The 24301-nt window shown below is 73.5% G+C and carries 27 protein-coding genes; 15 read left to right on the top strand and 12 right to left on the bottom strand.

All coding sequences use genetic code 11. The annotated features are described in order from the left end of the window. Nucleotides 1-5: 5 nt before the first annotated feature. Genes AB0O21_RS22275 through AB0O21_RS22265 form a run of 3 tightly spaced genes read left to right on the top strand, consistent with a single transcriptional unit; the run spans nt 6 to nt 2380 of the window. On the top strand, nt 6-932 hold the full coding sequence (locus AB0O21_RS22275) for a LysR substrate-binding domain-containing protein (RefSeq protein WP_365172983.1): 927 nt from the start codon (nt 6-8) through the stop codon (nt 930-932). Between the two features lie 4 nt (nt 933-936). Continuing rightward, on the top strand, nt 937-1647 hold the full coding sequence (locus tag AB0O21_RS22270) for a carbon-nitrogen hydrolase family protein (RefSeq protein WP_365172982.1): 711 nt from the start codon (nt 937-939) through the stop codon (nt 1645-1647). A 4-nt stretch (nt 1648-1651) separates the two neighbouring features. Next, complete coding sequence (locus tag AB0O21_RS22265; protein ID WP_365172981.1) at nt 1652-2380, top strand: hotdog fold domain-containing protein; 729 nt, start codon at nt 1652-1654, stop codon at nt 2378-2380. Between the two features lie 12 nt (nt 2381-2392). Here the strand turns inward: AB0O21_RS22265 and AB0O21_RS22260 are convergent, their stop codons facing one another. Then, entirely contained in the window at nt 2393-2731 is a 339-nt protein-coding gene (locus tag AB0O21_RS22260) for a helix-turn-helix domain-containing protein (RefSeq protein ID WP_365172980.1), read from the bottom strand. 96 nt (nt 2732-2827) lie between these two features. Here AB0O21_RS22260 and AB0O21_RS22255 point away from each other — a divergent pair, with 96 nt between their 5' ends. Continuing rightward, the gene (locus AB0O21_RS22255) at nt 2828-3715 is read left to right on the top strand and encodes an NAD(P)-binding domain-containing protein (RefSeq protein ID WP_365172979.1); all 888 of its coding nucleotides are present in this window, start codon (nt 2828-2830) and stop codon (nt 3713-3715) included. Here the strand turns inward: AB0O21_RS22255 and AB0O21_RS22250 are convergent, their stop codons facing one another. The 3 genes from AB0O21_RS22250 to AB0O21_RS22240 all read right to left on the bottom strand — a co-directional run bounded on the left by AB0O21_RS22250 (nt 3716) and on the right by AB0O21_RS22240 (nt 6112). Beyond that, nucleotides 3716-4537, bottom strand: a complete 822-nt coding sequence (locus AB0O21_RS22250; RefSeq protein ID WP_365172978.1) for an EI24 domain-containing protein — start codon at nt 4535-4537, stop codon at nt 3716-3718. Between the two features lie 65 nt (nt 4538-4602). Then, nucleotides 4603-5025, bottom strand: a complete 423-nt coding sequence (locus AB0O21_RS22245; protein WP_030011104.1) for an organic hydroperoxide resistance protein — start codon at nt 5023-5025, stop codon at nt 4603-4605. A gap of 64 nt (nt 5026-5089) precedes the next feature. Continuing rightward, nucleotides 5090-6112: an NADP-dependent oxidoreductase gene (locus AB0O21_RS22240; RefSeq protein WP_365172977.1), complete on the bottom strand. Its 1023-nt coding sequence runs from the start codon at nt 6110-6112 to the stop codon at nt 5090-5092. 95 nt (nt 6113-6207) lie between these two features. On the opposite strand from AB0O21_RS22240, the gene AB0O21_RS22235 reads away from it, so the two are divergent. Further along, the gene (locus tag AB0O21_RS22235; RefSeq protein ID WP_365172976.1) at nt 6208-6630 is read left to right on the top strand and encodes a MarR family transcriptional regulator; all 423 of its coding nucleotides are present in this window, start codon (nt 6208-6210) and stop codon (nt 6628-6630) included. 9 nt (nt 6631-6639) lie between these two features. Here the strand turns inward: AB0O21_RS22235 and AB0O21_RS22230 are convergent, their stop codons facing one another. Further along, entirely contained in the window at nt 6640-7338 is a 699-nt protein-coding gene (locus AB0O21_RS22230; protein WP_365172975.1) for a hypothetical protein, read from the bottom strand. Nucleotides 7339-7416: 78 nt separating this feature from the next. On the opposite strand from AB0O21_RS22230, the gene AB0O21_RS22225 reads away from it, so the two are divergent. Continuing rightward, the gene (locus tag AB0O21_RS22225) at nt 7417-7992 is read left to right on the top strand and encodes a hypothetical protein (protein WP_365172974.1); all 576 of its coding nucleotides are present in this window, start codon (nt 7417-7419) and stop codon (nt 7990-7992) included. Here AB0O21_RS22225 and AB0O21_RS22220 read toward each other — a convergent pair. After that, nucleotides 7989-8699, bottom strand: coding sequence for a triacylglycerol lipase (locus AB0O21_RS22220; protein WP_365172973.1), 711 nt, complete (start codon nt 8697-8699; stop codon nt 7989-7991). The genes AB0O21_RS22225 and AB0O21_RS22220 overlap by 4 nt on opposite strands. Before the next feature lie 211 nt (nt 8700-8910). On the opposite strand from AB0O21_RS22220, the gene AB0O21_RS22215 reads away from it, so the two are divergent. Both AB0O21_RS22215 and AB0O21_RS22210 read left to right on the top strand, forming a co-directional pair. Next, a complete protein-coding gene (locus tag AB0O21_RS22215; RefSeq protein WP_365172971.1) occupies nt 8911-9948 on the top strand; it encodes a rod shape-determining protein in 1038 nt (345 codons plus the stop codon). Further along, the gene (locus tag AB0O21_RS22210) at nt 9945-11537 is read left to right on the top strand and encodes a GAF domain-containing protein (RefSeq protein ID WP_365172969.1); all 1593 of its coding nucleotides are present in this window, start codon (nt 9945-9947) and stop codon (nt 11535-11537) included. Before AB0O21_RS22215 ends, AB0O21_RS22210 begins: the two co-directional genes overlap by 4 nt. A gap of 103 nt (nt 11538-11640) precedes the next feature. Here the strand turns inward: AB0O21_RS22210 and AB0O21_RS22205 are convergent, their stop codons facing one another. Next, entirely contained in the window at nt 11641-12081 is a 441-nt protein-coding gene (locus tag AB0O21_RS22205; RefSeq protein WP_365172967.1) for an Lrp/AsnC family transcriptional regulator, read from the bottom strand. Between the two features lie 69 nt (nt 12082-12150). On the opposite strand from AB0O21_RS22205, the gene AB0O21_RS22200 reads away from it, so the two are divergent. From AB0O21_RS22200 to AB0O21_RS22190, 3 genes are all read left to right on the top strand, one after another. Next, nucleotides 12151-12843, top strand: coding sequence for a LysE family transporter (locus AB0O21_RS22200; protein WP_365172966.1), 693 nt, complete (start codon nt 12151-12153; stop codon nt 12841-12843). A gap of 87 nt (nt 12844-12930) precedes the next feature. Beyond that, on the top strand, nt 12931-13545 hold the full coding sequence (locus AB0O21_RS22195; protein ID WP_365172965.1) for a hypothetical protein: 615 nt from the start codon (nt 12931-12933) through the stop codon (nt 13543-13545). Between the two features lie 4 nt (nt 13546-13549). Then, the gene (locus AB0O21_RS22190) at nt 13550-14902 is read left to right on the top strand and encodes a carboxyl transferase domain-containing protein (protein WP_365172963.1); all 1353 of its coding nucleotides are present in this window, start codon (nt 13550-13552) and stop codon (nt 14900-14902) included. Here the strand turns inward: AB0O21_RS22190 and AB0O21_RS22185 are convergent. Then, nucleotides 14899-15957: an esterase-like activity of phytase family protein gene (locus AB0O21_RS22185; protein ID WP_365172962.1), complete on the bottom strand. Its 1059-nt coding sequence runs from the start codon at nt 15955-15957 to the stop codon at nt 14899-14901. The two genes, AB0O21_RS22190 and AB0O21_RS22185, sit on opposite strands and share 4 nt — an antisense overlap. 113 nt (nt 15958-16070) lie before the next feature. Beyond that, nucleotides 16071-16883, bottom strand: coding sequence for an AraC family transcriptional regulator (locus tag AB0O21_RS22180; protein ID WP_365172961.1), 813 nt, complete (start codon nt 16881-16883; stop codon nt 16071-16073). 49 nt (nt 16884-16932) lie between these two features. Here AB0O21_RS22180 and AB0O21_RS22175 point away from each other — a divergent pair, with 49 nt between their 5' ends. Beyond that, nucleotides 16933-17295, top strand: coding sequence for a cupin domain-containing protein (locus AB0O21_RS22175; protein WP_365172959.1), 363 nt, complete (start codon nt 16933-16935; stop codon nt 17293-17295). Between the two features lie 358 nt (nt 17296-17653). Here AB0O21_RS22175 and AB0O21_RS22170 read toward each other — a convergent pair whose 3' ends face one another. Next, nucleotides 17654-18916: an MFS transporter gene (locus tag AB0O21_RS22170; protein WP_365172958.1), complete on the bottom strand. Its 1263-nt coding sequence runs from the start codon at nt 18914-18916 to the stop codon at nt 17654-17656. A 212-nt stretch (nt 18917-19128) separates the two neighbouring features. On the opposite strand from AB0O21_RS22170, the gene AB0O21_RS22165 reads away from it, so the two are divergent. From AB0O21_RS22165 to AB0O21_RS22155, 3 genes are all read left to right on the top strand, one after another. After that, nucleotides 19129-20286, top strand: a complete 1158-nt coding sequence (locus AB0O21_RS22165) for a glutamate--cysteine ligase (RefSeq protein WP_365172956.1) — start codon at nt 19129-19131, stop codon at nt 20284-20286. A gap of 183 nt (nt 20287-20469) precedes the next feature. Further along, nucleotides 20470-22089, top strand: coding sequence for an MFS transporter (locus AB0O21_RS22160; RefSeq protein ID WP_365172954.1), 1620 nt, complete (start codon nt 20470-20472; stop codon nt 22087-22089). Nucleotides 22090-22139: 50 nt separating this feature from the next. Further along, entirely contained in the window at nt 22140-23108 is a 969-nt protein-coding gene (locus tag AB0O21_RS22155; protein WP_365172953.1) for a hypothetical protein, read from the top strand. A gap of 11 nt (nt 23109-23119) precedes the next feature. Here the strand turns inward: AB0O21_RS22155 and AB0O21_RS22150 are convergent, their stop codons facing one another. Both AB0O21_RS22150 and AB0O21_RS22145 read right to left on the bottom strand, forming a co-directional pair. Continuing rightward, nucleotides 23120-23809, bottom strand: a complete 690-nt coding sequence (locus AB0O21_RS22150) for a GAP family protein (RefSeq protein WP_365172951.1) — start codon at nt 23807-23809, stop codon at nt 23120-23122. Between the two features lie 57 nt (nt 23810-23866). Then, on the bottom strand, nt 23867-24280 hold the full coding sequence (locus AB0O21_RS22145) for an SHOCT domain-containing protein (protein ID WP_365172949.1): 414 nt from the start codon (nt 24278-24280) through the stop codon (nt 23867-23869). Nucleotides 24281-24301 lie beyond the last annotated feature (21 nt).

Genomic DNA, 24301 nt, shown 5'->3' with positions numbered 1-24301 from the left:
TCGCCATGCCCACTCCGCATGGATCGCCCTGCTCGCACGGTTCGCACGGCCTGTACGAGGTCTTCCTCCGCGTGGCCCGGCTGGCCTCCTTCACCGCCGCCGCCCGCTCCCTCGGCTACACCCAGTCCGCGGTCTCCCGGCAGATCCAGACCCTGGAGGACGAGTGGGGCACCCCGCTCTTCGACCGCCTCCCGCGCGGGGTCCGGCTCACCGAGGCCGGCCGGATCCTGCTCCCGCACGCCGAGGCCGTCGGCGAGCGGCTGCGCGCCGCCCGCGCCGAGCTCGACGCGCTGCGCACCCTCGGCACGGGCCGGCTGCGGATCGGCGCCTTCGCCACCGCCGACGCCGCGCTCCTGCCGCGCACGCTGGCCGCGTTCCGGGCCCGCCACCCCGCCGTCGAGGTCACCCGCACCGAGGGCCTCTCCGCCCGGCACCTGGCCCTGCTGGCCGCCGGGGACCTCGACCTCGCCGTCGTGGCCGACACCTCCGGGGAGCCGCCGCAGGGCTGCACCCCGCACCACCTGCTGGACGAGCGGATGTACGTGGCCCTGCCGCGCGGGCACCGGTTCGCGGACCGCGCCGCGCTGCGGCTGGCCGAGCTCGCCGACGAGGAGTGGATCACCGGCGGCGCCCGCCCCGAGGACACCCTGATGCGCTCCGCGCTGGCCCGGGGCTTCCGCCCGCGCGCCGGCCTGTTCGCCGCCGACTGGATCGCCAAGCAGGGCTTCGTCGCCGCCGGACTCGGCGTCACCCTGGTGCCCGAGCTCGCCGCCTCCTCCGCGCGGGCCGACCTCGTCCTCGTCCCGCTGCATCCGGACGACACCCCGCGCCGCCAGGTGTACGCCGCCACCCCGCACGGGACCTCCCCCTCCCCGGCGGCCGCGGCCTTCCTGGCCCTGCTGAAGGAGACCGCCGCCGGGCTGGCATCCTGAGCCGGTGAAGATCGCCGCAGCGCAGCTGGCCTGCGTACCCGCCGATGTCCCCGCCAATGCCGCACGGGCCGCCGCGCTGGCCGCCCGGGCCCGGGAGCAGGGCGCCGAGCTGGTCGTCTTCCCCGAGTTCACGCTGACCGGCTACGAGTTGGCGGCGCTGGCCGCCGACCCGGGGCTGTGGACGGGCGCCGACGACCCCCGGCTGGACCCGCTGCGCTCCGCCGGGATCGCCACCGCGGTCAACGTCGCCCTGCCCACGGGCGGCCCGCGACCCGCCATCGCGACGCTGGTGCACGACGCGGACGGCGCGCACGTGACGACGTACGAGAAGCAGCACCTGTACCGGCACGAGCAGGACGTCTTCCAGCCGGGCGAGGGCGACGGCTGCTTCGAACTCGGCGGGATCCGCTTCTCGTTGGGGATCTGCTACGACAACCACTTCCCCGAGCTGCCCGGCCGGGGCGCGGCCTCCGGCTGCCGGGTGCACTTGGCGAGCTCCCTGTACGGGACGGGCGAGGGGATCGGCGAGCGCGCCACCGTCCACCCCGGGATCGCGAAGGAGCACGGCCTGTACGTGGTCCTCGCCAACCACGTCGGCCCGGCGGGCCCGTGGACCGGCTGCGGGGGCGCGGCCGTCTGGGCCCCGGGCGGGGAACTGCTGGCCGAGGCCGATGACCGTACGCCGTCCGTGGTGACGGCCGATGTGATGAGCTGAGCCCATGAGCGCTTTCGCCTTCGAGACGATCACGGTTCCGGAACACCTGCACGGCTACCCGGGGGTGGCCTACGGCGGCTATGTGGCGGGCCTGCTGGCCGGCCGGGCCACCGCGAAGACGGTACGGGTGGACTTCCGGCGCCCCGTGCCCACCGAGACTCCGGTCCGGCTCGCCGGGACCCCCGAGGGCGGCTGCGAGCTGACCGACGGCGAGCTGCCGCTGGCCGTGGCGACGCCCGCGGCGCCCCTGGAGACGGACGCGCCCGGGGCGCCCTCCTGGGAGCAGGCCGTGGCAGCGGCCGAGGCCTACCGGGCGGCCCCGCCGGAAGGGCAGGTCGACTGCTTCGGCTGCGGCCTGGACCGGACGCCCGCCACTGGGCTGCGCCTGCACTGCGGAGCGGTGCCGGGCCGGGAGCTGGTGGCCACCGCCTGGACCCCCGGCCGGGAGCTCGCCGGCGCGGACGGGCTGCTGCCGGACGAGCTGGTGTGGGGCGCCCTGGACTGCCCGGGGAACGCGGCCGGGCGGCTGCTCGACGGCCGGCCGGCCGGTGCGGTCACGGCCTCGCTGACCGCCCGGCTGCTGCGGCCGGTGCCGGTGGGCGAGGGGCTCGTTTCGTACTCCTGGCTGCTGACGAGCTCGGGCCGCAAGTACACGGTGGGCACGGCCCTGGCCACCGCCAGCGGAGAGCCGTGCGCGGTCGGCGAGGCCCTGTGGGTGCAGCCGCGGGGCTGATCCCCGCGCCTCCTACGCCGAATCGGGCAGGAGGTGCTTGGCGCCCCACGCGCCGAGGGCCTCCAGGGCCTCGTTCAGTTCCTGGCCCAGCGGGGTGAGGGAGTACTCGACGCGCGGCGGGACCTCCTCGTACACCTCGCGGTGCACGATGCCGTCCGTCTCCAGCTCGCGCAGCTGGGCGGCGAGCACCTTCTCCGAGACGCCCGGGACCAGCCGGCGCAGTTCACCGAAGCGGCGGCGCGGGCAGCGCTCCAGCTCCCACAGGAGCGACACCTTCCACTTGCCGTCGATCACGGACATCGCCGCGGCGATCCCACAGTGATCGGCGCCGGGCCTTCGTGTCACCGCCATCGCACACCCCTCCCACCTGCTCGCTCACCTCGGAGTAACCACCCACTCCGAAGTGCGTACTTGAGCGCCTCGCGGCCTGCGACCAGGCTAATCGGCATGACCGACAACACACCTCAGAACTCGCTCACCCTGCTCGGACTCGGCGACATGGGCACCGCGCTCGCCCGCACCTGGCTCGCCGCCGGGCACCGTCCCACCGTCTGGAACCGCACCGCCGCCAAGGCAGAGGTCCTGGCCGCCGAAGGAGCCGTCACCGCGGCGAGCCCCGCCGAGGCGGTGGCCGCGAACCGGCTCGTCGTGGTCTGCCTGCTGGACGACGCCAGCGTCGGCTCCGCCCTGGACGGCATCGACCTGACCGGCAAGGACATCGTCAACCTCACCACCGGCACCCCGGCCGAGGGGCGCGCGCGGGCCGCCTGGGCGGAGGCGCGCGGGGCCCGGTTCGTGGACGGCGGGATCATGGCCACGCCGACGATGATCGGGGTCCCCGAAGCCGGCGGGTACGTCTTCTACAGCGGGTCCCGCGCCCTCTTCGACACCCACCGGGCGACGCTGGAGGTCCCGGCCGGGGCCCGCTTCGTCGGCGAGGACCCGGGGCACGCCGCCCTGCACGACGTGGCCCTGCTCAGCGCGATGTACGGGATGTTCGCCGGCGTCTCGCACGCCTACGCGCTGACCGAGGGCGAGGACATCGCGCCGGAGGACCTGGCCCCGCTGCTGTCCGAGTGGCTGGGCGCGATGGGCTTCTTCATCGGGAACGCCGCCGAGCGGCTGACCTCCCGGGACTTCACCAGTGGGGTGGTCTCCAACCTGGCCATGCAGGTCGCGGGCAGCGGCACCCTGCTGCGCACCGCCGAGGAGCAGGGGGTGAGCGCCGAGCTGATCTCCCCGTACCTGGAGCTGATGCGCTCGCGGCTGACCGCGGACCCGGCCGCGCACGGCGGGGAGGACACGGCCGGGGCGATCACCCTGCTGAAGCGGTAGCTACGAGTACGCGGGCGGGGGCGGGCCGAAGCCGGCGGGAGCGTCGGCGGCCGGGGCCCCGGAGGGCTCCTCGGAGGGCTCCTCGTCGACCCGCATGAGGTCCCGCACCATCAGCGTGGCGCCCGCCACCGCGCCGGGCATCAGGAACACCGCGACCAGCGGCACCAGGAAGGCCAGCACCAGCGGCACGCCGAAGCCCAGCACCAGCATCCGCCGCGAGCGCAGCAGCGCCAGCCGCTCGGGCAGTTCCACCTTGCGGCGCTGGAGGGCGACGGAGGTGAGCTCCTGGGTCAGGAAGTAGCCGGAGACGCAGAAGCCCAGCGCCGGGACCACGGTCTGCCCGATCACGGGGATGAAGCCGAGGGCGAAGAGCACCAGCCCGTACAGGACCACCCGCCCGAGCACCTTCACGCTGTCCCGGGCCGAGACCCACAGCTCCAGCCAGAGCGGCATCCCGGACTCGGGTGCCTCGCCGCCCTCGCTGCGGTCGACCTGCTCGGAGAGGGACTCGTAGAAGGGCTGGCCGATCAGCAGGGTCACGGCGGTGAAGGTGATCACCGCGAGGAACAGCCCCAGGCAGAAGACCAGCGCGGTCAGGAAGCCGCGGAAGAGGCCGAGCCAGGGCGAGCCCCAGCCGTCGGCGAAGGGCGTGGCCCAGGCCGTGAAGTCGTCGGCGCCGTAGCCGAGCCCGATGAGGGCGCCCGCGTACAGGACGAGTGAGACCAGCCCGGGCAGCAGCCCGAAGCCCAGCCAGCGGCCGTGCCGCAACACCCATCGCTGGCCGGCCAGCAGATACCGGAAACCCCCCGCAAGATCACGCATGGGGCCAGTTTAAACGGCGAAGGCCGCACCCCATCGGGGTGCGGCCTTCGGCGAGCGGTGCCGGATCAGACGGCGAGCTCGACGGTGATGTTGCCGCGGGTGGCCTTCGAGTACGGGCACACCTCGTGGGCCTTCTCGATCAGGTCCTTGGCGGTGGCGGCGTCCACGTTCGGGATCACGGCGGAGATCTTGACGATCAGACCGAAGCCCTCGTCGTTCTTGCCGATGCCGACCTCGGCGGTGACGGTGGAGCCGGAGATGTCGGCGTTCACGTTCTTCGCGACGACACCGAGGGCGCCCTGGAAGCAGGCGCTGTAGCCGGCGGCGAACAGCTGCTCCGGGTTGGTGCCGGCGCCGCTGCCGCCGAGCTCCTTCGGCGGGTTCACGACGACGTCGAGCTGACCGTCGTTGGTGGCGACGCGGCCGTCGCGGCCGTTCTCGGCGGTGGCGACAGCGGTGTACGCGACGTCGGACTGCTGGATCGACATGTAAGAAAATCCTCCTGATATTCGTCGCGACTCGCGCCCACGGTCACAACGGTGTACAGAGAGACTAACCGGTGAAAGAAACGATCATCTTTCCGGTGTTCTCGCCGCGCAGCATCCCGAGGAACGCGGAGGTCGCGTTCTCCACGCCCTCGACGACCGTTTCGTCGTACCGGAGCTCCCCGGAGCGCAGCCATCCGGCGACGTCCTGGACGAACTGCTGCTGGAGGCCGGCGTGGTCGTTGACGAGGATGCCCTGCAGCCGCAGCCGCTTGCCGATGACCTGCATCAGGTTGCGCGGGCCGGGCGCGGCCTCGGTGTCGTTGTAGCCGGCTATCGCGCCGCACAGGGTCGCGCGGCCGTTCACCTTCATCGAGGAGATCGCGGCCTCCAGGTGGTCGCCGCCGACGTTGTCGAAGTAGACGTCGACGCCCTCGGGGGCGGAGGCGGGGAGCTGCTCGGCGACGGGGCCGTTCTTGTAGTTGAAGGCGGCGTCGAAGCCGTACTTCTCCGTGAGGAGCGTCACCTTCTCGTCCGAGCCGGCGGAGCCGATCACCCGGGAGGCGCCCTTGATCTTGGCGAACTGGCCGACGAGGCTGCCGACGGCTCCGGCCGCGCCGGAGACGAAGACGGAGTCGCCCTCCTTGAAGGAGGCGACCTCGAAGAGGCCGGCGTAGGCGGTCAGGCCCGGCATGCCGAGCACGCCGAGGTAGGCGGAGAGCGGGGCGAGCGAGGCGTCCACCTTGGTGGCGTGCTGCGCGTCGAGCTCCGCGTACTCGCGCCACCCCAGCATGTGCAGCACGTGGTCGCCGACGGCGAAGCCCTCGGCGGATGAGGCGACGACCTCGCCGACCGCGCCGCCCTGCATCGGCTCGTCGAGCTGGAAGGGCGGGATGTAGGACTTCACGTCGTTCATCCGGCCGCGCATGTACGGGTCCACGGACATGTGGAGGTTGCGTACGAGGATCCGGCCTGCGGCGGGCTCGGCCGACACGGGGACCTCGCGCAGGGCGAAGTCCTCGGCGACGGGCCAGCCCTGCGGGCGACGGACGAGGTGCCACTCGCGGCTCACGGCGGGGATCTCAGACATGCGGCGCTCCTGGTAAGAACGGAATTGCTTCACTAGGTGAAACAACCATGCGCCTGGATATTTCATGTTGTCAAGTAAATGGGTACGCTGGATCCATGCCCAGTCGTCGCACAGACCCAGTGACCGTCGAGGTCGTCGAGCTCATCGGCGACGTCGTGGCCCGGTACCACATGGAGTACGAGCACGCGGCCGCCAGCCACCAGCTGACCGGCGCGCAGGCCAAGGTGCTCACCATGCTCGCCCTGGAGCCGATGCCGATGCGCCGCATCGCGCAGAAGCTGCGCTGCGAGCCCTCGAACGTGACGGGGATCGTCGACCGGCTGGAGACCCGCGGCCTGGTCGAGCGCCACCCGGACCCCGCGGACCGCCGGGTGAAGCTGGCCGCGCCCACCGAGGAGGGCCGGCAGACCGCGGAGCGGCTGCGCGAGTCGCTGGACTTCGCGCGCGAGCCGCTGGCCGGGCTGTCCCCGGCCGAGCGGTCCGTGCTGCGGGACCTGCTCAAGCGGATGCTGGGCTGACCCGCCGGGTCAGCAGAAGATCCAGAGCACGCACTCGTTCGTCGGCTTCGGCTTCGGCGTCTGCGTCGGAGGCGCCGGGGGCGGCTGCGTCGCACCGCCGGAAGGGTTCGGCGAGGCCGTCCCCGATGGCATCGGCTGTCCGGACCGTCCCGGGCCGGGCGTGCCGGACGCCGACCCCGACACCGTGGGCGAGGGGGCCGGGGCACTCGGACCCGGCGTGAGGCTCACCGTCCCGGACTTCTTCGGGGGCCCGGCGGCGACCTTCGCGGTGGCCTTGCCGGACGGGCCCGAGGGCGGTCCGGAGGTCGGCAGGTCGGGCAGCGGGGCGGGCTGCTGCGGGCCGTCGTCGGTCAGCACCACCGTGGAGGCGCGGTCGCTGCGCTCCCCGTCCGCGACCATATTGACCACCACCAGCGAGGCCGCGCTCGCGAGCAGCACCCCGAGCCCGACGGTCAGCGTCGTACGGCTGCGCCGGCGGCGTTCGGCACGGCGGCGGGCGCCGGCCCTGCGCTCGTTCGGGGCGGACAGGGTGACGAGCGAGTCGGCGTAGACGTCGGCCAGCGCGGTCGGCAGTTCGGGGGCGGGCGGCACCGCGGGGCCGGGCATCCCGGCGTCCGGGGCGGTGGTCAGGTACTCGGCCGGGGTTCCGCACCCCGCGCACGCGAGTGCGCCGTTGAGGTGCCTCCGGCAGGCGGGGCAGTAGTTCATGGCGCCCGCAGGCTACGTGGTGATCGGATACATCCGGATCCCGGGAACGTAAGGATCCTGTGTGGAATCGTTACTCGCATGACAACCTTCGGCCCGGCCGCCTTTCAGTTGGTGCTTCTGCGGCGGATGGCCGACTTCCAGCCGGAACTCGCGGACGAGGCCCGCCGCCGGCTCGGCGCCTCCCTGGCGGACCAGCGCGAGGCCAACAAGCGCTGGCAGGCCATGGTGCGCTCACCCCGCTCCCGCGGCGCCCTGGCCCGGTACCGCTCGGTGCTGGGCCCGCCGGAGTCCGCCGAGCGCCGCACGATCGGCGATCTGGAGTGCGAGGCCCTGCTGTGGCCGGTGCCGCTCTGGCCCGACCTGCGCTTCGAGGTGCTGGCCGCGCCGGACGGGGCGGTGTGGAACGAGTGGCTGGTACGGGCCCCGGGCGCGCGCGGGCCCGTACTGGATTCGCCGGACGATCTGCGGCCCTGGTCGGCGACGGTGGACGAGGTGGCGCGGGCCTTCGCCCCGGTGCGGCCGATGGAGGGCACCGCCCCGACCCGCTGGCGCCTCGCCTTCGAGGCACCGGCGGGCCGGGGCTGCGTGGCGGAGTTCACGTACGGCCTGCTCCAGCGGGTGTCCGTACAAGACGCGCCACAAGACGCGCTCTAGGAGGCGAGGAAGGCCCGGACGCCCGCCGAGGTGCCGTCGTCGCCGAGGAGGTCGTTGTGCTTCAGGCAGCCGACCGGCGTGTTGGCCGCCCCGGTCAGCGGGACGCTGTCGTCCGGGTTGACGACCTCGTCGCAGTTGGACCAGAAGGTCGCGTACTTCACGGCGCCCGGGGTCTCGTCCCCGCCGTTCAGGTTCCTCACCACGTACGACCCCGGGGTCATGTCCCGGCACGCCTGGTCCCACAGGGCGCAGGCCCACGCGGTGGAGGTGCCGCGGTTGGGGCCGGCCAGCGAGACCCAGTGGTCCACGGTGGCCCCGCCGCCGCCGAACTTCACGTACCAGCGGCTGACCAGCGAGCCGAAGGAGTGCGCGACGACGTCGACCTTGGCGGCACCGGTCTGCCTGCGGACGTCCTCGACGTAGGCGGCGAGCCGGCCGGAGAGCACCTCGTTGACCGACTGGTGGGTGTCGTAACCGAAGGAGAACAGCTCCGAGTCGGCGTATCCGGCGGCGCGCAGGTCCCCGCGCAGGGCGCCCCAGACGCCCGGGTCGGCGTTGTAACCGTGCACGAAGACCACCGGATTGCGTGATGCCGCCTGCTCAGAGGCCGCGACCGTGCCCCGGTCGGCGGCATGGGCCGCCGCGGGCGCGAGCAGTGCCGGGCAGAGCGCCAGGAGCGCGAGCAACCTCTGGCGGGTCGTCAGCATCGGGTCCCCTTTACCTTGTTACGCGCGAGTAGCGCGTGCGGTGCGGGCATGGTGCTGCCTGTCGGTACAGAAATCCACCCCCATGCAGCCGCGACACACCCCCCGGCCGGAGCAACCCAACGGGCGGTTAGTCCCAAATGCCCGAGATGATACGAAAAGCGACCGGCAGTTCGCCGGTCTTCTTGCGTCAGCGCTCTCGGGAGGATCTGCCGTGACCGTCAGTCTTGAGCAGTTGCGCCGCTGCCACGTCGCCGTCGACCTGGGGGCGGCAAGGACCCGCGTGTACGTCAAGGGCGCCGGCCTCGTGGTCGACGAGCCCAGCGTCGCCGCGGTGAACACCCGGACCGGCGCACTCATCGCCGTCGGGACCTTCGCCGAACGGATGACCGGCCGCACGCCCGACTACATCCGCGTCGTGCGCCCCGTCTCCGGCGGCACCGTCGTCGACATCGAGATGGCCCAGCGCATGCTGCGCCACCTGCTCGGCGAGAAGCTGCGCCGCGCCCTGCGCCGCAAGCCCCGGCTGCGGGCCGCCGCCTGCACCCCGCACGACGCGGACCCGCTCGCGCAGCGGGCGGCCGTGGAGACCCTCGTCGGGCTCGGCGCCCGCCGCGTCGAACTCGTCGACACCCTGATCGCGGCGGCCGTCGGCTGCGGCCTGCCCGTGGAGCAGCCGACCGCGACGATGATCATGGTGTGCGGGGCCGCGGCCACCCAGGTCGCCGTCCTCTCCCTCGGCTCCATCGTCACCGCCGTCCGGATCCCGGTCGGCGGCGAGGCCATCGACCACGCCGTCGTCCAGCACCTGCGCCACGCGCACGAGCTGATGCTGCCCAGCCAGGCCGTCCGGCCGCTCCAGCTGGCCCTGCACGGCGCCGGGATCACCGGCGACGGCCCCGCCTCCACCCTGATCCACGGCCGCGACGTCGCCACCGGACTGGCCCGCTCCGTCCACGTGGACACCGCCGCCGTACGGGACGCCATCCACACCCCGCTGACCGCCGTGCTCGACGGCATCGGCAAGGTGCTGCGGGACTGCCCGCCCGACCTGGTCGCGGACCTGACGGACCGGGGGATCATGATGGTGGGTGGCAGCGCCCTGCTGCCCGGGCTGGACCAGATGCTGCGCGACGCCACCGGAATGCCCGTCGCCATCGCGGAACGGCCGGACGTGTGTGCCGTGCTCGGTCTCGGCGCGATGCTCGAAGGGAAGATCGCCCCCATGGTCCTCAACCCGCTGGCCGAATGACGAACACCGGGCCGGGGCCCGAATCCGCCGGGGCTCCCGGGGAGCCCGAGGAGGAGGGCGCCAGCCTCCCCGTGCTGCTGGAGGCGGTGCTCAGCGTCGGCTCCGAGCTGGAGCTGCGCACCACCCTCCAGCACATCGTGGACTCGGCGACCGAGCTGTGCGCGGCGCGGTACGGAGCGCTCGGGGTGGTCGACCCCGAGCGCTCCGTGCTGACCGAGCTGTTCACGGCCGGGATGACCGAGGCGCAGCGGGCCGCGATCCCGCACCTGCCCGACGGCCGTTCCGGGGTGCTCGGCGCCCTCGTCAGCGACCCCCGCCCGCTGCTGCTGGAGGACCTGACGAAGGACCCCCGCTCGGTCGGCGTCCCGCCGGGCCACCCGCCGATGCGCAGCTTGCTGGGCGTCCCGATCCGGGTGCACACGCAGGTCTTCGGCAACCTCTACCTCACCGAGAAGCGCGGCGGCGGGTCGTTCACCGAGGAGGACCTCGCCCTGCTGCGGGTCCTGGCCTCCCAGGCGGGGATAGCGATCGGCAACGCCCGGCTGTACGAGACCGCGCGCCGCCGGGAGCGGTGGATCGACGGCGCCGCCGCCGTCACCACCACCCTGCTGGCCGGCCGCCCGGCGGCGGACGCGCTGATGTGCGTGGCCGAACGGGCCCGGCTGCTCGCGGACGCCGCGGCGGGGGTGGTGCTCCAGCCGACGCCGGAGGGCGGCATGGAGATCGTGGCCGCCTCCACCCACGGGGACCCCGGGGACCTGGTCGGTACGGCGATCGCCCCGGGCAGCCCGGTGCTGAAGCAACTCCTGGGCGGCGAGCCGGTCTTCATAGAGGACTCGGCGACCGACCCCCGGATGACCACGCACGTCCGGGAGCGGTTCGGCCCCAGCATGATGCTTCCGCTCCAGAGCGGCGGCCAGCTGATCGGCACCCTCGCCCTGCCGCGGGCCCGCGGCGGGCCCGCGTACGACGCCGTGGACCGGCTGCTGGCCTCGCAGTTCGCCTCCCAGGCCGCGCTGGCCCTCGTACTGGCGGACGCGCAGCACGACCGTGAGCAGCTGGCGGTCTACGAGGACCGCGACCGGATCGCGCGGGACCTGCACGACCTCGTCGTCCAGCGGCTGTTCGCGACGGAGATGATGCTGGAGTCCACCCGGCGGCGCTCCTCGAACGCGCCGAGCGGGGACACCGTCGGCGAGGAGCTGAGCCGCGCCGTGGACGAACTGGATTCCACCATCCAGGAGGTCCGGACGGCCATCTTCGCCCTCCAGCAGCCGCCGTCCGACGCCCCGACGACCTTCCGGGGCCGGGTCCTGCGCGAGACGGGCGGGGCGGCGGTCCTGCTCGGCTTCCAGCCGTCGGTGCACTTCGCGGGCGCGGTGGACGCGCTGCTCCCGGAACCGGTCGCCGGCGACCTGCTCGCCGCGCTCCGCGGCGCGCTGGCGGCGGCGCACCGGCGCTCGGAGGTGGCCTCCATCGACGTGGAGGTCGACGCGGTCGCCTCCCGGGTACGGCTCACGGTGTCGGACGACGGCCGCACGGAATCGGGCGCGCGGGGCACGACGGTGACGTGGGAGTCGGCGCTGTAGCCCTCCCGGGCCGCTTCGGCTGCGCCGCGCTCGGTGGGGCCGGGTGCGCAAAGTGGGTGGGCCGCGCCACGAAGCCCGGCTCGGCCCACCCCCGCCCAGGGGGTCAGCGCGGGGCCGGGCGGGTGGCGGCGCGGAGCGCGATCCGGGTGCTGGACTGGGCGACCCCGGCCTCCCGCTTGAGGCGCCGCAGCAACGTGTCCAGCGCGGCCGGATCGGCGGCCCGGGCCCGTACGAGGTAGTCGTACTCCCCCGTCACGTGCACCACCTCCGTGATCCCCGGCAGCTTCGCGACCCGCTGCTCGAACTCCTCGTTGGTGGTGTCCTGGCGCAGCGTGAGGTCGATGAAGACCACGAGCCCGCCGCGGGTGTCGGCGGCCGGGTCCACGACGACGGTGAACCCGCGGATCACCCCGTCCCGGCGCATCCGGCGCACCCGGTCGGCGGTGGCGTTGGCACTGAGGCCGACGCGGACGCCGAGGTCCCGGTACGAGATCCGCGCATCCTCCTGCAAGATGCCGAGGATTTCCCTGTCGAGGCGGTCCATGCCGCGATTCTCGCAGTCGGGCCCGATATTCGCCCGCGTCCGCGGCCCCGGGCACCGGAGCCTCTCGGCATGACCGAACTCCTCTCCCCCACCCTGGGCGGCGCGGTGGCGGGCCTGGGCGTGGCGATGCCGATGGGCGCGATGAGCGTGCTGCTGCTCCAGGAGGCGATGCGCCACCGCCGCACGGCGGCCGCCGCGGCCGCCGGCATCGCGGCGGTGGACCTCGCCTACGCGGGCCTCGCCACCGCACTCGGCCCCTGGGTGGCCTCCCACGTCTCCCCGATCGAAGCCTGGGTCCGCCTCGCCTCGGCCGCCATCCTCCTGACGATCGCCGCGCACGGCCTCACCAAGTCGAATCCAGCCCCTCCGGCGTTTGAGGAGCGGGGTCCGGGGCGGAGCCCCGGCACTCCGACCCCGCCCACACCATCCGGCCCCGCCGAGCCACCAGCTCCGCCGGCCCAGCCGGCCAAGGCGTTCGCGCGGTACGTCGGGCTCACCGCCCTCAACCCCACCACCGCCCTCTACTTCGCCGCCCTCACCACCGCCCAGGGCGCGAGCCTCGGCACCGGCGCGGCCGGAGCCGCCTTCCTCTTCGGCGTCGGCGCGGCCTCGCTCCTCTGGCAGCAGACCCTCGTCGCCGTCGGCGCCCTCGCCGGCACCCGCATCTCCGACACCACCCGCGTCTGGACGTTCCGCCTCGGCTACGGCCTGGTCGCCGCCTACGCCCTCAAGATCGCTTTCCCGCTGCCGACCCTGGGGTGACGGGCCGGGGACCCGCCAGGGCCCGCTCGGGGCGGTCTCAGGGTGATGCCGGATACGGTCCCGCACCCCCGCCGACATGATCGGTGCATGACCAATCAAGCGCTGGAACACCGCCGGCCGGCCACCCTCACCCGGGCCGCCTTCATCACCGCCCCCCTGTGCATCCTGGCCTACGGGGTCATCCGGCTCAGCGATCCCGAGCACGGGCCGGGCCCCGCCTGGACCGTGGGCCACCTCGCCCTGCTCGCAGGGGTCTTACAGTTCGCCCTGGTCTTCCCGGCCCTGCGCCGGATGACCGGGCCGAACCGGCCGGGCACCGCCGCCGCCCTGCTCGGGCTGACCGGCACCCTGGCGGTCGTCGCCCAGGCGGCCATCGACCTCGTCGTCGGCATCCGTGCCACCGACCGGCCGGGAATGGAACGGCTCTTCGAGGAGGTCCAGAGCCAGCCCGGGGTGCTGCCCGCCGTCTACACCGTCGGCCCGATGCTGTTCTACGTCGGCCTCGTCTGGCTCGTGGTCCAGCTCGCCGTCCAGCGCCGGGTCAGCCCCTGGCGCCCCGTCCTCGTCGTGCTGGGCACGGTCGCCATGGCCGCGAGCCTCGACCTCATGCCGCTCGGAGCCCTCCTCTTCGCCGTGGCACTCTCCCCCCGGGGCCTCCCCTCTTTTCTCCCGGCCCGATCGGCCCGACACCCCCTAGGGTGACCCCGTGACGACGACCCGCCTCTCGGCCCGCGCGGCCATCGCCTCCGTGACCGACCCCGGCAGCTTCGCCGAACTCCCCGCGCCCCGGCGGGAGTCGCCGCCCGACGGCCCCCTCGGCTGGGACGGCTACGACGACTCCCGCGCCCGCGCCGCCGAGCGGACCGGCGAGCAGGAGTCCGTCGTCACCGGCACCGCCCGCATCGGCGGGCACGAAGCGGCCCTGATCTCCTTCGAGTTCGGCTTCCTCGGCGGGTCCCTCGGGCAGCGCACGGGAGACCGGCTCGAAGCCGCGTACGCGTACGCCCGCGAGCACCGCCTCCCCCTCGTCTCCCTCATCGCCACCGGCGGCTCCCGCATGCAGGAGGGCATGCTCGCGCTGACCCAGCTCCAGCGCGTGGCCCGCCAGTGCGTGCTGACCCGGGCCGCCGGGCTCCCCCAGCTCGCCGTCCTGCGCGACCCCACCACCGGCGGCGGCTGGGCCACCCTCGGGGCGGGGGCCGACGTGGTCCTCGCGCTCCCGGGGGCGCAGGTCGGCTTCGCGGGCTCCCGGGTGCGCCCGGCCGACGCCGATCCGGCGGCCTACACCGCCGAGGGGCAGTACGCCGCGGGCCACGTCGACGCCGTCGTGCCCGCCCCCGAGCTGCCCGCCGCCCTCGCCGACTGGCTCGGCGTGCTGACCGCGCCCCGCCCGGCCGGGCCCGTCGAGCCCCCGGCCGCGCTGGCCGGCGTAGAGCCGCCGCCCACCGGCTGGGAGGCCGTCCGGCAGGCCCGGCACCCCGACCGGCCGCGCGCCGAGGCGTACCTGGACGCGTACTTCACCCTCCGCCTGCCCCTCTCCGGGGACCGCGCCGGCGGCACCGACCCGGGGATGCTGTGCGGGTTCGGGCTGCGCGGGGGACGGGCCGTCGCGTACGCCGCCCAGTGCGGGACCGCGACCCGCCCGGCGGGCTACCGTACGGCCGCCCGCATCATCCGCCTCGCCGACCGGCTCGGCATCCCGGTGCTCACGCTGGTCGACACCCCCGGCGCGGCCAACGACGCCGCCGCCGAACACGCGGGCGCAGGCGCGGCCATCGCGGACACCTTCGCGGCGCTGGCCGGGGCCACCGTCCCCGTCACCACCCTCCTCATCGGCGAGGGCGGCTCGGGCGGCGCGCTCGCCCTGGCGGCGCCGGGCAACACCTGGGTCACCCCGGACAGCTACTTCTCGGTGATCGCCCCGGAACTGGCGGCGGCCATCCTCAAGCGCCCCCCGTCCGCCGCCCCCGCCACCGCCGACCAGCTCCGCATCCGCCCCCAGGACCTGGTGGCCCTGGGGGTGGCCCGGGGCGTGGTCGCCCCCGCATCACGCGCCTAGAAACGGCGCGGCAGCTTCACGTCCATCCGGTACAGCCGCGTGATCTGCTGCGCGAACTCGTTGTCGTCGCTGGCCAGCAGCAGCCGGACCCGGCCGAGGCCGTCGTAGTCGGTGACGACCATGGCCTCGACGTTGTCGACGAGGGGGTGGTTCTGCGGCAGCTTCGACGGGGCACCGAGCGTCGGGCAGTCGTTGAAGTCCCCGATGGGCGTCTTGCGGGCGAGCCGCAGCCCGGGGCCCTCGGTCAGCGCCTCCACCTTCGAGGTGTCGCTCGCGAACAGCGGGTCGGCGACGTACAGCCGCACCGTGATCGCGAACTCCCGCGTGAACCCGCGCTCCAGCACGATCAGCCGCCCGTCGCGGGTCGGCGCGAGCTCGACGAGGCCGTGCCCGGCGTCGACCGGGTAGGCGTACTGGCGGCCCAGCACGAACTCCCCGCCGCGCCGCTCCCAGGTCTGGATCCGCTGGAGGGTCCGGCCCTGCGCGTCCTTGCCGTCGCCGGCCAGTCCGCCCTCGACCCCCGCGACCAGCGTGTGCCCGCCGGGCAGCAGGGTCAGCGACTCGAAGGTCGTGTTGAAGGCGGCCCGGCCCTGCGGCGCGAGGCGGAAGGAGTCCGGGATCGGCAGGCTGCCCAGCACCTGCCCGTCCCGGCCGTACCGCCTGATGGCGGGCGCGGTCTCGTCCGTGATCAGGTACGACCCGTCCCGGTCGACGACGATCCCCTCGGAGTCGACCGCCTTCCCGGCGCCGTCCGTCAGCGGCAGCCGCGCGGTGGCCCGGGCCGTCGGGGTGTCCCCCTGCTCCACCTTCAGCGCGTACAGCGCCGACTTGTCGGAGACGGCGGCGACCGTGCCGTCCTTGTCGACGGCGAGCCCGGAGATCCCGCCGACGAGCTTCCCGTCGAGGGTGCTCTTGTCCAGCGCGTCGGAGAATCCGCGGACGGAGAGGCTCGGCGAGCACGCACCCTCGTCCGGGGCCGCGAGGGCCGGCGGCGCGAGCGTGGCGCAGAACGCGGCGGTGGCCGCCACGGCGGTGGCGAGCGTACGAAGGCGCATGAGGCCTTCCTCCTGATTCGACGACGACTCGGAACTTCCGAACTGTCATATGTCGAATCGAAAGAAACCGGAAGACCTGGCAACACGACGGCAACGAACCGGCCAACTCGCCTTCACAACAGACCGGATCGGGCGAACCGTGCCGGACTGATCCCCACGTGCCGCCCGAAGTGCCGGGTCAGGTGCGCCTGATCGTAGAACCCCGCCGCCGCGGCCGCCTCGGCCGGCCGCATCCCCGCCAGCAGCAGCCCCCGCGCCACCGCCACCCGCCGCCCCGTCAGGTACGCGTGCGGCGGCAGCCCGTACGCCGCCTTGAAGCTGCGGATCAGGTGCGTGGGATGGACCTCCCCCAGCTCCGCCGCGGCCTCCTCCAGGCCGACCCCCTCGACCACCCGGGCGTCGAGCAGCTCCCGCAGCCGCCCTGCGAGCCCCGCACCCTGCTCCCCGTCCTCCCGCACCTCGCGCCCGGCCAGCCACCGGTGCAGCCGCTCCCGTACGAAGGCCAGCCGCGACTGGGCCTCGAAGGGATCGGGGTCCGCGAGCGCCAGGTGCAGCCCGTGCACGCGCTCGCGCAGCGCCGGATCCGCCAGCAGCGGGGCGTCCACGGCGGCTCCGGTCAGCCGCTCCGGCAGCACCGAGGCGTCCAGGTACAGCACCCGCTTGCGGAAGCCCGCCTCGGTGACGGTCCGCCCGTCGTGCACCACCCCGGGCGGCAGCAGGATCACCTGGTCCGAGACCCCGACACCGTGCCGCTCCCGGTCGAGGGCGAAGTCGACGCGCCCGCCGTCCAGGATCATCAGCGTCCAGGTGTCGTGCACATGGGCGGGGTACGCGTGCTCGGTGAACCGGGCGTGGAAGACCTCGGCGATGCCGTTCACCGGCGGCTGCCATGCTGAAACGGTGCTGCGCGGACGCAAGGCGGTCATGTCAGGAACGTACAAGACCCCCGCCGCCCGGCCCCGGCAATCTGCGGACATGACCACAACGAAGATCGACATCGCCGAGAAGCTGGCCGGTTTCACCGAGCACTGGTCCCCGCGCCGCATCGCCCGGGTCAACGACTACGAGGTCAAGATCGCCAAGGTGCGGGGTGAGTTCGTCTGGCACTCCCACGAGGACACCGACGAACTCTTCCTCGTCGTCAGCGGCACCCTGACGCTCCGCCTCCGCGACGGGGACGTGGTCCTCGGCCCGGGCGAGATGCACGTCGTCCCGCGCGGGGTGGAGCACTGCCCGGCCGCCGACGAGGAGACCGCGATCCTCCTGTTCGAGCCGACCGGCACCACCAACACCGGCACGGCGGCCGGCCCCCGCACCCGCGAGCCGATCGACGCGTAGCCGCTCCGCCGGGGTCGGGTGTGCGGTGGGGCGTCCCCGCAGGGCTCCGAACTGGGCCACCCTCGGCCCACCGACCCCTGGAAACGTTCGGAGCCCGAGGAGACGCCCCGCCGCGCGCCCGGGCCCCTCCGGCCCGGGTGGGGCGGGCCGCTGCGGGGCCTTCCCCGGCCCCGCCCCTTCCCGGCGTACCGAATATGCGGCTCCGCCGCGTGGGGGGGGCTCCGCCCCAGACCTCAAACGCCGGACAGGCTGGGACATCCAGCCCCGCCGGCGTTTGAGGCGCGGGGGTCCGGGGGCGGAGCCCCCGCAGCGGCGCCGGGGCCGCCACCACGAAGCCCCGGCCCAGCGGTCCCAGCGACTACGCCTGCGGGGTCCGCGCGTCGTAGCGGGCGAAGCCGCGCCACCGCAGTGCGAGCAGCCCCAGCACCAGGACGCAGGCGAGCCCCCCGCCGGTGACCGCGACGGCGGGGGAGGTCAGGTCGGCGACGGACCCGGCGAGGAAGTCCCCGAGCCGGGGCCCGCCCGCGACGACCACGATGAACACGCCCTGGAGGCGGCCGCGCATCTCGTCCGGGGTCGCGGCCTGCATCATCGTGCTGCGGAACACCATCGAGATGGTGTCGGCGCAGCCGGCCAGGGCCAGGAAGAACAGCCCGAGCCACAGGTTCCGGGTCAGCCCGAAGACGGCGACGGCCAGCCCCCATCCGGCGACGGAGAGCAGGATCGCCAGCCCGTGCCGGCGTACGCTCCCCTGCCAGCCGGAGAACAGCCCGCCCAGCAGCGCCCCCACGGCGGGCGCGGCCACCAGCAGGCCGACCGTCTTGGCGTCGCCGCCGTACCAGAGCCCGGCGACGGCCGGGAACAGCGCCCGGGGGTGCGCCAGCACCATGGCGGCCATGTCGGAGAAGAAGGTCATCCGGATGTTGGGCCGGGTCCCGAGGAAGCGCAGGCCGTCGAGGACGGAGGCCCTGCCCCGCGCGCCCTCGGCACGGTCGGGCTTCATCGAGGGCAGCCGCCACATCGCGTAGAGCGCGGCGGTGAAGGTGACGGCGTCGATCAGGTACGCGGCCTGGTAGCCCCACCAGCCGACGATCAGCCCGCCCAGCATCGGGCCGATCATCGTCCCCGAGGTCATGGTCACGGAGTTCAGCGCGTTGGCGGCGGGCAGCTGGTCGGCCGGCAGCAGCCGCGGGATCATGGCGGACCGGGCCGGTCCCGCGAGCGCCCCGCACACCGCCTGGAGCGCGACGACGGCGTACAGGAACCAGACCCGGTGGTAGTCGAGCAGCGCGGCCGCGGCGAGCGCGACGGACAGCCCGGCGGAGCCGAGGGAGCTGTACAGGCCGAGCTTGCGCCGGTCCAGGGTGTCGGCGATGGCGCCGCCGTAGAGGCCGAAGGCGACGAGCGGGACGAGCGCGAAGAGGCCGACGAGCCCGACCGCGAAGTTGGAGCGCGTGATCTCGTAGACCTGGAGCGAGATCGCGAGGGCGGTCATCGCCTGCCCGAGCCACGAGATGGTTCCGCCGACCCACAGCCGCCGGTAGTGCACGGAGGTGCGGAGCGGGGTCAGGTCGGCGAGTATTCGCCGCCGGGGGCGGGTGGGCACGGTGGTATGGGGCACAGCGGATGATAACCACCGCCCGCCCGGCGCCCCCGGGGCCGTCCACCGCGCACACTCCGGCAACAGTCGCCCCACCCTCCTCCCGGGTCCCGGCGCGGGCGGAATCTTGCCGGTAACTCGCCACTATCACCGGACATTTGACCGAATCGCCGTGCGCTACTCACCTCGCGTTCAGCTCATGATGAAAAGACTCGTATGTCCAGGGAGGCGTAGTGATCGAACCTGGCAACAGCACCACGAGCACCGGCACCGCGCAGAACGCGGTGCGCACCACAGTCCCCCTCACCGTCGGGGTCGAGGAGGAGTTCCTCCTCGTCGACGCCCGTACCTTCCGGGTGGTCCCCGCCGCCCCGCTCGTCCTCGCCACCGCCGGCGGCCTGCCCGGCGAACTGCACGCGGAGGGCACCCGCTACCAGGTGGAGATCTCCACCCCGGTCGCCCGTTCGGCGGATGGGCTGCGCGCGGAACTCGCCGCGCTGCGGCGCACCCTCGGCCGTGCGGCCCGGGCCCACGGCTGCCGGCTGCTGGCCGCACCCTCGCCGGTCGTGGCCGTGGAGGGGCCGCTGCACCTGACCGACGACGAGCCGCGCCAGCGCGAGCAGGCCCGCCGCTTCGGCGCGCTCACCGACACCCTGGTCAGCTGCGGACGCCACATCCACATCGGCACCCTCGACGTGGACACGGCCGTCGCGGTGTCCAACCGGGTCAGACCCTGGCTGCCGACGCTGATCGCGCTGGCCGCCAACTCGCCGTTCTGGGGCGGCCGCGACACGGGGCACGCCAGCTGGCGGGCGATGGCCTGGTCGGGCTGGCCCTCGGCGGGACTGCCCCCGCACTTCACGTCCACGGCCCACTTCCGGCGCTCGGTGCAGACCCTGCTCGGCTCGGGGGCGGCCCTGGACACGAAGATGGTCTATTGGGACCTCCGCCCCTCGGGGAACTGGCCGACGCTCGAATTCCGGGCGCCCGACATGTCCCCGGACATCGACGGAGCCGTCCTGCAGGCCGAGCTGGCCCGCGCGCTGGTGGCGACGGCCCTGCGGGAGGTCGCCGAGCAGCGTCCCGATCCACCCGTACGGGACGACGTACTGCGCCTCGCGCGCTGGCGGGCGGCCCACGACGGCCTGGAGGGCTTCGGCCTGGACCCGTACACCGGCGCGGAGGTCCCGGCGGCCGACCTGGCGGAGGCCCTGCTCGACCTGGTCGCCCCGGAACTGGCCGCCGCCGGCGACCTGGACCACGCGGCCAAGACCCTGGCGTCCCTGCTGCGCGACGGCTCGGGCGCCCACCGCCAGCGCGCGGCATTCGCCCGCCGCCAGGATCTGGGCGACGTACTGCGCCATCTCACGGACGAAACGGAGAATTTCTAGCCAGGCGGCCACATCCCCGGAACACCGAAGCCGCAGGTGCGATGCCTTCCGCACCTGCGGCCCGCAGTGGGGCGGGGGGCGACCGCCACCCCGGAACAGTGCCGGCCCCGGCCCCGCGCCCATCCGGTCGACTGCGCGGCGGGTCTGCCCTCCGGGCCCGTGGGCCGCTGGGAGCATGCGTCCATGGCATCCCGGGCAGACACGGCCGAGAGTTCGGCGAAGGCGCGAGTCGTCCTGTTGACGCTCGCGTCCGGTCAGTTCCTGATGGCTCTCGACAGCTCCGTCATGAACGTCTCCATCGCCACGGTGGCCGAGGACGTGGGCACGACCGTCACGGGCATCCAGGGTGCGATCACCGCCTACACCCTCGTGATGGCGATGTTCATGATTCCCGGCGGCAAGGTCGGGGCACTGATCGGCCGCAAACGCTCGTTCATGATCGGCTGCTGCATCTACGGGGCCGGCTCCCTCACCACGGCGCTCGCACCGAACCTGACCGTGCTGCTGCTGGGCTGGTCGCTCCTGGAGGGAATCGGGGCGTCGCTCATCCTGCCCGCGATCGTGGCGCTGGTCGCCGGCAACTTCGCGGTCGAGCGCCGTCCCGCCGCCTACGGACTCGTCGTGGCGGCAGGGGCCGTGGCCATCGCGGTCGGGCCGCTCATCGGCGGTGTCGCGACGACGTACTTCTCCTGGCGCTGGGTCTTCGCCGGAGAGGTGCTCGTGGTGCTCGGCATCCTCGTGCTCGCGCGCCGCATCGCGGACGCCCCGCCCGGTGAACGCCGGAGCATCGACTACGTGGGCGCCGTCCTCTCCGCGCTCGGCCTCGGGGTCTTCGTCTACGGCGTTCTCCGGTCCGACGAGTGGGGGTGGTTCCTGCCGAAGCCCGACGCCCCGGCGTGGATCGGGGTCGCCCTGACGACCTGGCTGATGCTGGCGGGCCTGCTCCTCATGTGGTTCTTCCTCCGCTGGGAAGCCAGGGTCGTCGGGAGGGGCGGGGACCCCCTCGTCGATCCCTCCATGCTGCAGAACAAGCAGCTCTCCGGCGGCCTGACGATGTTCTTCTTCCAGTTCCTCGTGCAGATGGGCGTGTTCTTCGTCGTTCCGCTCTATCTGTCCGTCGCCCTGGGCCTGTCGGCGCTGCAGACCGGTGCCCGCCTCCTGCCGCTTTCGGTGAGCCTGCTGCTGGCCGCGACCCTGATCCCGCGACTCCTCCCGGACACCTCGCCGCGGCGCGTGGTGCGGTTCGGGATCTTCGCCCTGCTCGCGGGAGCGGTGGTCCTGCTGGCCGCGCTCGACCTGGACGCCGGGGCGGAGGTCGTCACCGTCCCGCTCCTGCTGATCGGGCTCGGCATGGGCGCGCTGGCATCCCAGCTCGGGTCGGTCACCGTGTCCGCGGTGCCGCAGGCGCAGAGCGCGGAAGTCGGCGGCGTACAGAACGCCGTCACCAACCTCGGCGCCTCCATCGGTACGGCCCTCGCCGGATCCATCATGATCGCCGCCCTCACCGCTTCCTTCCTGACGAACATCGCGGCGAATCCGGCGGTCCCGGACAGCGTGACGAGCCAGGCGACCGTCCAGCTCCAGAGCGGCGCACCGTTCCTGTCCGACGCCCAGCTCAGTACCGCCCTCGACGAAGCCGGCGTGAGCGCGGAGGTGTCCGAGGCGGCACTGGAGGCGAACGCCGACGCCAGGCTCGACGGCCTGCGCGCGGCACTGGCCATCCTGGCCTTCGCCGCGCTCGTCGCCCTCTTCTTCACCCAGCGGATTCCGTCGACCCAGCCACGCTCGACGCCGGATCCGTAACCGCTTCCCGCGCACATGCGGGGGCCGGTCCGGGCGCGCAGCATGGAGGCATGGCTGTCATCCTGCCATCCCGGACCCGCTCCGCGGCTGTCGCAGCCCTCCTGGCCGCTGCCCTGAGCACCGTGCCGGGCGGTCCCGCCCATGCCTTCACCGGCGCCAACCACGAGGACATCACCCGGGCCGCACTGCCCTGGGAGCCCGTCACCCTGACCGCGATGGCCGACGCCCATGACGGGGCGGTCAATGCCAACGACCACCGCCCCTACTTCGACGTCGGCCCCCTGCACTGCGACAACGCCGACTACCTCGGCCCCCGCCACGCCGCCGACTACCCGCGCACCCGGGACGAGGCCACGACCGAGCTCCTCGCCTGCATCCGTACCTCCGTCGCCCGGTTCCGCAACGCGGTCCAGGCCGCCGACGGCCTCGTCGACGCCGACGGCACGGTGCGCGCCGACCAGAGCGACCTTTCATCCCCCTGCACGTGGGACGAGCAGAAGGCCGGGCGGGCCAAATGCGCCGTCCTCGAACAGCTCGGCCGCGGCTGGCACCAGATCGAGGACTTCTACTCGCACTCGAACTGGGCCGACCGGGCCGCCCCCGGCCGTATCGGCCTCGACAACCCGCCCGGGCTGGAGCGTGCGGCACCCGCACCGTTCCTGGACATCCGCCGCTACAGCACCATGAAGGACGCCGACTGGACCCGGGAGGCGCGGGAGCGCATCCCGGCGGACCTCACCACCGGCTGCTACCCCGACTTCGATTCCACCGGCGTCAAACCGGACGACTGCGAGGGCCGCGTCCCGCACAACCGCGTCCTGAACAAGGACACCCCCGCATCCGAACGCTCAAGGACCGGCGACAACTTCCGCCGCGCGGCGGACGGGGCCACCACCGAGGTCACCCGCCAGTGGAACGACTTCAAGGCCGAGCTGCTCGCGGCGTACCCCGATCACCGGCGCGGCGCCCAGATGGTCTGCGCGCTCGTCCACGACGACCCGGCCGCCGCCTGCCCCTGACCGCCGGGGAGTCAGGCGGTGAGCTGGTAGAGGCTCCTGGCCACGGTCCACAGGCCGAGGATGAGGCACGTGACGACGATCGCCTGCTCCTTGTGACGGTCCAGCCATCCACGCAGGTCCGCCAGTGCCTGCTGGGCCCGCTGCGGCGCGAACACCATGCACAGCTCCATGGTCAGCAGGCTGGAAGTGGCCAGGACGCAGAAGGCCAGGAGCGCCAGGAACGACGCACCGTGGGAGAGGTCGGCCGACACCACCGTGGTGGCGGCGATGCCGACCATGCCCCAGGGCTGGAGGAGCACGGCGAGCCAGGCCGAAGACCACACCGTGACCTTGTCCATCCTGGAACTCTTCGGGCTCTTGGCCGCCACCGGCTCCTCATCCGCCGCATCCGCCGCGCCGCTGCGGGCACCGGCCGTACGCCGTCGGCGCCGCTTGCGCGCGCTGTACACGATGAGTCCGAGCCCGAGGGCCAGCTTGACCACGAGTACGGCGGTGGAGGGAGGGGAGCGCGGCGGGGGCGGCTGCCCGTCGGTGAGGAGCAGCACGGCAGCGATCACGGCCACCAGGCAGGCGAGCCAGGCGAGGATGAACGCCAGCCCGTTCCGTACTCCGCGGGCGGCCGACACGACCACGCCGAACGCCGCGATCGGCAACGGGTAGATCGTGATGACCAAGCCGATGAACAGCAGGTCAAGCACCATGGCAAGGCACCTTCAACCCCGTGCGACGGTTCCCGCTGCCACGCGTCCTCGCTCCGGCTATGCCGCGAGGACCTTGGCCTTGGCCTGCTCGAACTCGGCGGCCGTGAGGTCGCCGCGGTTCTTGAGCTCGGCGAGGCGGGCGAGCTCATCCGCCTGACCGGCGCCTGCGGCGGTCTCCTGTACGTAGGAGCGGAACTGCTGCTCGTTGCGCTGCATCTGTGCCAGCTCGCGTTCACCCATCCCGCGCCCGCGGGCGATCAGGTACACGAACACGCCGAGGAAGGGCAGGATGATGACGAAGACGGTCCACCCTGCCTTGCCCCAGCCGCCCAGGTCATCGTCGCGGAAGATGTCGCCGATGATCCGGAAGAGCAGCATGAACCAGAGCACCCACAGGAAGATCATCATCATCGTCCAGAACATGTTCAGCAGGGGGTAGTCCACTGCCAGGTTCAGCATCGACTCGTTCATGGCGCGCCTCCGTACACGACT

This window comes from Streptomyces sp. NPDC091371 (genome assembly GCF_040684275.1).
In the GTDB taxonomy this organism is placed as follows: domain Bacteria; phylum Actinomycetota; class Actinomycetes; order Streptomycetales; family Streptomycetaceae; genus Streptomyces.
The sequence above is the reverse complement of the archived record's forward strand: the minus strand, read 5'-3'. Positions and strand labels throughout refer to the sequence as shown.